Genomic DNA, 406 nt, shown 5'->3' with positions numbered 1-406 from the left:
GGACTCCGGCCAGCAGTGGACCGGCGGTCATCGCAAGGCCCAGGGACAGCATGCTCAGCGCGTTGGCCGCGGGCAGGAGTTCCTTCCGGATCAGCATGGGGATAATGGCACTGCGGGCCGGCTGGTTGATGGCCTGGGCACCGCTTTGCAGTGCCACCAGAAGATACAGCACCCACACGTTGCCCAACTGGACCCAGGCCTGCAGCGCGATCAGCCCAGTGGTCAGCCAGAGGATGGTGGAGGCCAGCAGGGCGATGCGGCGACGGTCGTGCGCGTCCGCGATGGACCCACCCATCAGGCCGCCAATTACCAGGGGCACCAGGGCAAAGATCCCCAGCAGGCCCACATAGAAGCTGTCCTGGGTCAGCCGGTACACCTCCAGGCTCACCGCCACCAGGGTCAGCTG

1 protein-coding gene is annotated in these 406 nt (G+C 66.5%); it reads right to left on the bottom strand.

Features of this window, described 5'->3' with window-relative positions:
- A partial coding sequence (locus AC1DKD_RS42310; protein WP_477144876.1) for an MFS transporter occupies positions 1–406 on the bottom strand: 406 nt, incomplete at both ends.

The sequence above is a fragment of the Cupriavidus sp. 05T313 genome (assembly GCF_056396665.1).
Note: the sequence above shows the minus strand (reverse complement) of the source record. Positions and strands in the feature narration are given on the sequence as shown.